The sequence below is a fragment of the Candidatus Chloroploca mongolica genome (genome assembly GCF_004762035.2).
GTDB classification, from domain to species: domain Bacteria; phylum Chloroflexota; class Chloroflexia; order Chloroflexales; family Chloroflexaceae; genus Chloroploca; species Chloroploca mongolica.
In genome coordinates this window covers 37,137-44,783 of the sequence record NZ_SIJK02000039.1, presented here as the reverse complement: position 1 = coordinate 44,783, position 7,647 = coordinate 37,137, and the positions used below count along the sequence as shown (strand labels likewise).

Genomic DNA, 7,647 nt, shown 5'->3' with positions numbered 1-7,647 from the left:
GGCGGGAGGCCCCCCCCCTCCGCCCTGGGGGGGGAGGGGGGCGGGGGGGGGGAGAGGACCCCCCCCCCCCCCCCCGGGGGGGGGGGGGGAGGGGGGGTGGGGGGGAAGAGGGCAACAACCCGGCTTCCTTTTGTCAAGGCGAGATGACTCCCCCCCCACCCCCAACCCCTCCCCCACCGGGGGGGAGGGGAGGGATGACTCCCCCCTCCCCCCTCGTGGGGGAGGAGAGCATAGGGGGCGAGATGACTCCCCCCTCCCCCCTTGTGGGGGAGGAGGGCCAGGGGGGCGAGATGACTCCCCCCTCCCCCCTTGTGGGGGAGGAGGGCCAAGGGGGCGAGATGACTCCCCCCTCCCCCCTCGTGGGGGAGGGGGGCAGGGGGGGTGGGGGGGCTGAGGGGGATCGCTGGCATGTCCCAGAGCCGCTTCGCAGACGGATGATCGAGGTCGCACGCACATTCCGCAAGGAACCGACGGGCAGCGAAGCAATCCTGTGGAACGCGCTACGTGGCAAGCAGCTTGGTGGCCGCAAGTTCCGCCGTCAGCAACCAATCGGATCGTTTGTCGTCGACTTCTTTTGCTCGGAAGAACGCCTGATTGTCGAAGTTGACGGCGCAATCCACGCCAACCAGATCGAGGCTGATCGAGCACGGCAGGAGTTGATCGAGTCCCTCGGACTACGCTTTGTGCGCGTCAGCGCCGCATTGGTAGAGCAGGATCTACCGCGTGCGTTGGAGGCGATACGGGCAGCTTTTGACTTTCGAGCGCTGGCCCCCCCACCCCCAACCCCTCCCCCACCGGGGGGGAGGGGCGATATGACTCCACCCCCAACCCCTCCCCCACCGGGGGGGAGGGGCGATATGACTCCCCCCTCCCCCCTCGTGGGGGAGGGGGGCAGGGGGGGTGGGGGCCAAGCCCCCCCCCTAACGCTCACCGCCCGTGCCGCCGCATGGGCAGCGCACGTCGCCACTATCGAGGCACACCTCGCTGCCCACCAGCGCGAGATTGATGAGCTTGCCTTTCAGCTGTATGGAATTGACGGCGAAGATCGGTGGGCGATTGAGGCCGGCACCGAAACTCCCCCCTCCCCCCTTGTGGGGGAGGAGGGCCAGGGAGGGTGGAGCAATATGACTCCCCCCTCCCCCCTCGTGGGGGAGGAGGGCCAGGGGGGGTGGAGCAATATGACTCCCCCCTCCCCCCTCGTGGGGGAGGGGGGCAGGGGGGGTGGGGGGGACGAAGACGATGACACCAACGAAGAACCACTCGTCACCGATCACTCGTCACTCGTCACTGCTCTGATCTCCTACCTCGTCGGCTGCGCCTTTGGGCGCTTTGACATCCGCTATGCCACCGGCGAGCGGCCCACGCCGGTGCTGCCCGATCCTTTTGCACCGTTGCCAGCATGCTCACCGGGCATGCTCACCGGCACCGATGGGTTGCCGCTGCGCACGGCACCCGAGGGCTACCCGCTGCACATCGATGCCAACGGCATCCTGGTTGACGACCCCGACCACGCCGACGACATCGTGCGCCGGGTGCGCGCTGCCCTCGACGTGATCTTCGGCGAACGCGCCGAGGCGATCGAGCGCGAGGCTTGCCAGATCCTCGGCGTGAACGAACTGCGTGACTACGTTCGTCGGCCAGGCAAGGGGGGCTTCTGGGACGACCATATCAAGCGCTACGCGAAGAGCCGACGCAAGGCACCGATCTACTGGCTGCTGCAAGCGCCCAGGCGAAGCTACGCCCTCTGGATCTACCTGCACCGCCTGGATGACGATACCCTTTCGAAGGCGCTGGTGAGCTATGTTGAGCCGAAGCTGCGCCGCGAAGAGGAGCGCCTGGCGAGCCTCCGCGAGGCCAAGAGCCGTACAATAGGGTATGATCTCCGTCAGGCCGAGCGTGCCATCGAGCGACAAGAAGGCGTGATCGCCGATATCCGCGAGCTACGCGACCGGCTCGACCGAGCGGTAAAGAGCTACCTGAAGCCAGATCTCAACGATGGCGTGGTGCTGACGATCGCACCGCTTCACGAACTGGTACCATGGAAAGAAGCGAAGCACTACTGGAACGAACTGCTGGCCGGCAAGTATGCGTGGAGCAGCATCGGCCAGCAGCTGCGCGCGAAAGGGCTGGTGAGATGAGCACAGCTTCCGACTTTGTTCATGAGATGATGGCGCTGTCACAAGCGGCGCACGAACAGACTCGCCAGCTCGCTGGCGTGGGGTCATATGTGGATATGACCCTTGATCTCCCCCGCCCATATCTGGCGACCGGCCCGATCCGGCTGGTGGTGATCGGCCAAGACCCAACCGTTCAGCGAGCCGCAAGCCGCCGCAACATTACGACAGTACTCAATCTTGATCGGCGCGGGAGCTTGCGCAGTTATCTCGAGGACATCTGCACACGGCTCGGCCTCGTCTTCGATCAGCATGTCTACGCTACCAACGCCTGCAAGTGCTTCTTCAGCGACCCGCCGACAACGATTAAGCGCGATCACGGGGTCGATGTCCTGGACGCCAGCGCCCATATTTGGCTACCAGTGCTCCAACGAGAGTTGGCCCAGTTCCCCGACGCCATAGTGATCAGCCTTGGGGAGCCAGTGCTAACGATGCTGGTTCACGCAGAACAGCTCCTGCCTATGCGCAACTACTGGGGCTACCATAAGAACTGGCAGCAGGGCACGTTCACGCCCATGCACCATATCAGCGCCACTGAAAGCAGGGTCAGCCGAGCGATCTTCCCAGTGGTACACCAGCCGACCCAGCGAGGCAAGCGCACGCTCTTTTACCGCGAGCGGCGTGACGCGTACTTCGCATACCTTCGCCAGGCGGGGCTCGGGCTGCCGCCAGCTTCCGCATAGGTAAGTCATGCGCACCATCTCCGAACGTGAGTCCATCAGCGTAGAGTTCAAGAGTGACCTCAAGCGCCTGCCCGACGGTGAACTGGTCGCCACGGTGGTCTGCCTGGCGAACACCGAGGGCGGTGCGATCTATACCAACAGAGGAGGAGGGTATGACCATTCAGATTGCTTACCCCGACGAGTTGCTCACTCTTGCAGGTCTGACACCAGATCAGTTTGAGCACCTTGCCCACGAGGCGGGCTTGATCCGGCTCTATACACTCGGCGCTTTCTCGACCGGCAAGGCCGCCGAGATCCTTGGCGTGTCGCGGCGCGAATTCCTCGGACTCCTGGGGCGCTACGGCGTCTCGGAGTTCGACGACGATATCGACCTGGAAGATGAGCACCTGCGGTCGCAGTTATGAGCGCGGGCAAAAGATGTATGAGCGCGCGTATATAATATGTGCAGAGATATCGTGTATTTCGTGTTTCTGGATCGAGAGTGCGTGTTTTTCACGTGATTGAGGAGTACCAACCATGCACGAGCAGGAAGCGTCAAAGAATCTCGCCCAGGGAACCCTTGCCGATACGGGCAATGCGATTGGGGTGCTGCGTCGTCGTGAGATCGAGGCGCGGATCGTTGGGCCATTATTAGACGCGCTGGGGGCTGAGTTCGGTCGTGAGGCGGTGCTTGAGGTCGCCCGTGCGACGATTGTGCGGATCGCCCGCGAGCAAGGGGCGCAACTGGCAACACAAGTGGGCCGCAATGACCTCGGTGCCTTTGAGCAGACGCTGGACGCTTGGACGCAAGACGATGCGTTGCGCATCGAGGTCGTCGAGCGCGATGCGCAACGCTTTGGCTTCAATGTGACGCGCTGTCGCTATGCAGAACTCTACCAGGCGCTCGGTATTCCTGAACTTGGTGCGGTGCTCTCGTGCAATCGCGATTATGCTCTGATCGAGGGCTTCAATCCTGGGGTTGAGTTGACCCGTACCCAGACGATTATGCAAGGGGCGAGTCACTGCGATTTTCGCTATCGGCTCGCTGAGGCTGCCGCAGGTGAACCAGAAAGACCGTAGACCGTTGGCAGATAGAGTCGTACCTTCAGCGGATCGCGTGGGATGCGCGTCTGCCCCGAGCGATTGTCACCCCAGCAGCGCAGCCTTCCACTCTCCAGCAAGGCACATGTATGACCGTGACCTGCGCTGATCTGGGTCACAAGATGAAGATCTTCTGGGACATCCACCTGACCATGGGCATTACTGCCCCAGCAACGCACGGCCCCGGTGTTCGTTAAGGCACAGGTATGCAACCCGCCGGCACTGATCTGGGTGACAGGGCCGAGATCCGGCGGCACGGTGGCCTGCCCAGTCAGCTTGCCCTCCCAATCCACATTGTTCCCCCAGCAACGAACCAGGCCCTCGTCGGTCAACGCACAGGTATGATACGACCCTGCACTGACCTGCGTGATCATACCAAGATCTGCTGGTACGGTCGCCTGTCCAATCACATTGTCCTGCCAATCCGTATTGCTCCCCCAGCAGCGTAGGTTTCCGTTGCTGGTCAAGGCACAGGTATGATACCCACCGGCACTGATCTGGCTGACGAAACCAAGGTCACGTGGCACCGTTGCCTGGCCCTCCCAGTTGTACCCCCAGCAACGTACGTCACCACTGTTCGTCAGGACACAGGTATGTTCGCTGCCTGCGCTCACCTGGGCAATGATGCCGAGGTCAGGTGGAATGGTGGTCTGTCCATCTTTGTTGTCGCCCCAGCAACGCAGATGGCCGCTATCAGTTACCGCACAGGTGTGAAACCAGCCCGCGGTCATCGCGGCGACAGAGTCAAGATCCGGTGGCACGGTCGCCTGGGCTGCGATGTTCTCGCCCCAACAGTGCGCCACCCCGGTGTCACTCAACGCACAGGTGTGCCCCCAACCCGTACGCACCTGCACGGCATCACCAACATCAGCCGGGACATTGGCCTGTCCATACGCGTTGTAGCCCCAACAGCGTGCTGCTCCGTTGACGGTCAGCACACAGGTATGCCCCCAGCCAGCACTGAGTTGCGTCGCGCGCCCAACATCAGATGGCACGGTCGTCTGAGCATAGGTATGCTGGCCCCAGCAGAAGACAATCCCCCCGCTCGTGAGCGCACAGGTATGATGCCATCCGGCATCGATCTGAGTAAGGCGTCCAAGCGTGCGCGGTACGGTGGTCTGTCCATCGTCGTTGGCCCCCCAGCAGCGCACTTCACCGGTCGTCGTCACGGCGCAGGTATGGTACCATCCCGCACTGACCTGGGTAAAGCGCTCATAGCCTCCAGGCACGCCGGTCTGACCGTCGTCGTTGGCCCCCCAGCAACGGATCAATCCGCTGCTCATCAAGGCACAAGTGTGACCCCAGCCAGTACTAACCTGGGTCACACTGCTGAGGTCACTCGGTACCGTGGTCTGACCATCATCGTTATTGCCCCAGCACCGCACCTCCCCGGTCTTCGTCAGCGCACAGGCATGCAACCCGCCGGCACTCACCTGGGTAACGATGCCAAGCTCAACAGGCACGCTCGCCTGACCATCAACATCCCACCCCCAACACCGCACCTCCCCGGTCTTCGTCAGCGCACAGGTATGCGCCGAACCGGCACTGACCTGGGTGACAGGGCCGAGATCCGCAGGCGGATCACTGGGCAAGCCCCAACACGAAAGCTGACCCACGGCATTGATCACGCACGTATGCGTACCACCTGCCTCAACGACAGGTAGCGCAGGGAGACTCGCCGGGAGCACGGGGGTGCTTGCATGGACGACATAAGCGGGTTGCACCTGATAGGCTGCAGGCAACTCGGGAACGGCCAGCAACTGCGCTGCCCCAAAACCAAAGACCGTTCCGAGGCACAAGAGCAAAGATATGGCCCAACCGTAGCGAATCATACCGTCTATCCTTAGGCAAGGAAGATCGTACAACAGCAGAAAACGTAGGTTACACACTACTGAGTAGTGTGTAACCTACGTTTTCTTCTCTACCTCTGGCACAGCTATCCATCGCATACTTGGCGTCCAGATACGGTCTCAACGCTCTTTGCGCCTTTGCGCCTTTGCGTCAAATCAAAGGCCGCGAGCAGAGCAGAAAACGTCGTTGACCCACTACTTCGTATCTGACGAGCGCTGGAGTAACCGGCGCACGATCAACAACTGGGTCAGCGCGAGGCTACGGCTATGCTGGGCGGTATCGTCGGTTCGGATCTGCCCAAGATTGACACACTCGGCGAGTTGAAAATCGGGAATGCCGACGCCGAGAATCATCGCGGCTGCCGTCGCTGCTGACTGGCTGATCGTGGCATCAATGGTCACCAGATCGGCGGGCTTGCCATCGTCATCGCGGTCGAGTTGCGTAATGTGCAGGCCGGGCACATTAGCCTGCTGAAGCCGCGCCAGCAACGGATCGAGTGGAGTCGCACGATCGGCACGGCGCAAGATCAATTCGGCATCAAGATCGGGGTTCGAGCCACTGGGGCGATCGTGAAAGCGCACCACCACATCGGCCAGCACGCGCTGCACACGAATAAAACGAGCCCCATCACGTTCGCGCCGCTCACGCTGTTCCTTCACTTCGGCAGCCGTATACCCACGCTCACGCACATCACGCGCCAGCCGCCATGCTCGCCGCAGCGCCTGGTCGGGTTCAAGATAGACCGTGAGATCAAAGAGGGGCAGCAGATCAGGCAAGGCCAGCGTCAACATCCCATACGCCAGCACCAACCCTGTCGCCGCAACCTCTTCGGGGCCACGCAGCGTGCCGGTGCGATGATCGTAGAACGGCTTGCGGACAGTGCCACCGGCGCGAAGCGTCGCCAGGTGCTGCATCATCAACTCGAGATCGTTGGCGGCTGGATCGGCTTCGGTGAGCCCACGAGCACGGCGATCGGCGCGCGAATACCGATAATAGTCATCGAGGCAGATCGGCGTCACCCCCTGATTGCCAAGCAGACGCACCACCCCGCGCACCAGGGTCGTCTTGCCGGAAGCCCCATCACCGACAAGCCCTAACATCAATGGCTGCATCGTTTCCATCTAGGTTCGTGATTTCCAATCGGCAAGAAATTGTTCAATCCCGCGATCAGTGAGTGGATGGCGCATAGCCTGTTGCAGCACTTTGAAGGGGCATGTCGCAATATCGGCCCCGGCAAGCGCCGAATCAATAATATGACGTGGGTGGCGAATCGACGCCGACAGGATGAGCGTCGTAATGGCGCGATCCTGACGATAGATCGTCGCAATTTCACGGATCAGTTGCATACCATCAACGCCGGTGTCGTCAACCCGCCCAACAAATGGGCTAATGATAAAGGCACCTGCCCGCGCGGCCATCAGCGCCTGGGCTGCATTGAAACAGAGTGTAACGTTCGTACGGATGTCACGTTTCGCCAGTTCATAGACTGCCTTCAGCCCCTCGGTGGTACTGGGTACCTTGATGATGACATTTGGATGCCACTGGGCATATTCCAGGCCCTCGTTGATCATGCCCGGGGCATCAAGCGAAATGGTTTCGGCACTGATGGGCCCATTCACCAGCTCGGCGATCTCACTAATCGTCTGCTTGAAATCCGCCCCCTTCTCGCGTGCAATCAGGGTTGGATTGGTCGTGACCCCACTCAAGATACCCCAACTCGCTGCTTCGCGAATCTCATCGAGGTTCGCGGTATCCAGATAGAGCTGCATAACGTCTCCTTTTGAGTTGCTTAGGCAACATTTTGGCTATTATAGCATGCTCCTCATTGCTTGACGGGCTTGCAACTGATCGGCTACAAT

7 protein-coding genes are annotated in these 7,647 nt (G+C 61.5%); 4 read left to right on the top strand and 3 right to left on the bottom strand.

Annotated features, from left to right (window positions below; translation table 11 throughout):
- Window positions 1–434: 434 nt before the first annotated feature.
- From EYB53_RS18460 to EYB53_RS18445, 4 genes are all read left to right on the top strand, one after another.
- Window positions 435–2,138: an endonuclease domain-containing protein gene (locus EYB53_RS18460; RefSeq protein ID WP_205712684.1), complete on the top strand. Its 1,704-nt coding sequence runs from the start codon at window positions 435–437 to the stop codon at window positions 2,136–2,138.
- Entirely contained in the window at window positions 2,135–2,857 is a 723-nt protein-coding gene (locus EYB53_RS18455) for a uracil-DNA glycosylase family protein (RefSeq protein WP_167857472.1), read from the top strand. The genes EYB53_RS18460 and EYB53_RS18455 overlap by 4 nt, the downstream gene beginning before the upstream one ends.
- A gap of 152 nt (window positions 2,858–3,009) precedes the next feature.
- A complete protein-coding gene (locus EYB53_RS18450) occupies window positions 3,010–3,261 on the top strand; it encodes a UPF0175 family protein (RefSeq protein WP_135479866.1) in 252 nt (83 codons plus the stop codon).
- 112 nt (window positions 3,262–3,373) lie between these two features.
- Window positions 3,374–3,916 carry an L-2-amino-thiazoline-4-carboxylic acid hydrolase gene (locus tag EYB53_RS18445; protein WP_167857471.1) on the top strand — a complete coding sequence of 181 codons (543 nt, stop codon included), beginning with the start codon at window positions 3,374–3,376 and terminating at the stop codon, window positions 3,914–3,916.
- Here EYB53_RS18445 and EYB53_RS18440 read toward each other — a convergent pair.
- The 3 genes from EYB53_RS18440 to fsa all read right to left on the bottom strand — a co-directional run bounded on the left by EYB53_RS18440 (window position 3,871) and on the right by fsa (window position 7,557).
- Window positions 3,871–5,769 (bottom strand): RCC1 domain-containing protein, encoded by a 1,899-nt coding sequence (locus tag EYB53_RS18440; protein WP_135479865.1) that lies wholly within the window; start codon window positions 5,767–5,769, stop codon window positions 3,871–3,873. The genes EYB53_RS18445 and EYB53_RS18440 overlap by 46 nt on opposite strands.
- 213 nt (window positions 5,770–5,982) lie before the next feature.
- Window positions 5,983–6,909, bottom strand: a complete 927-nt coding sequence (locus EYB53_RS18435) for a phosphoribulokinase (protein ID WP_135479864.1) — start codon at window positions 6,907–6,909, stop codon at window positions 5,983–5,985.
- Window positions 6,910–7,557, bottom strand: coding sequence for a fructose-6-phosphate aldolase (gene fsa / locus EYB53_RS18430; protein WP_135479863.1), 648 nt, complete (start codon window positions 7,555–7,557; stop codon window positions 6,910–6,912).
- Window positions 7,558–7,647: the final 90 nt, after the last annotated feature.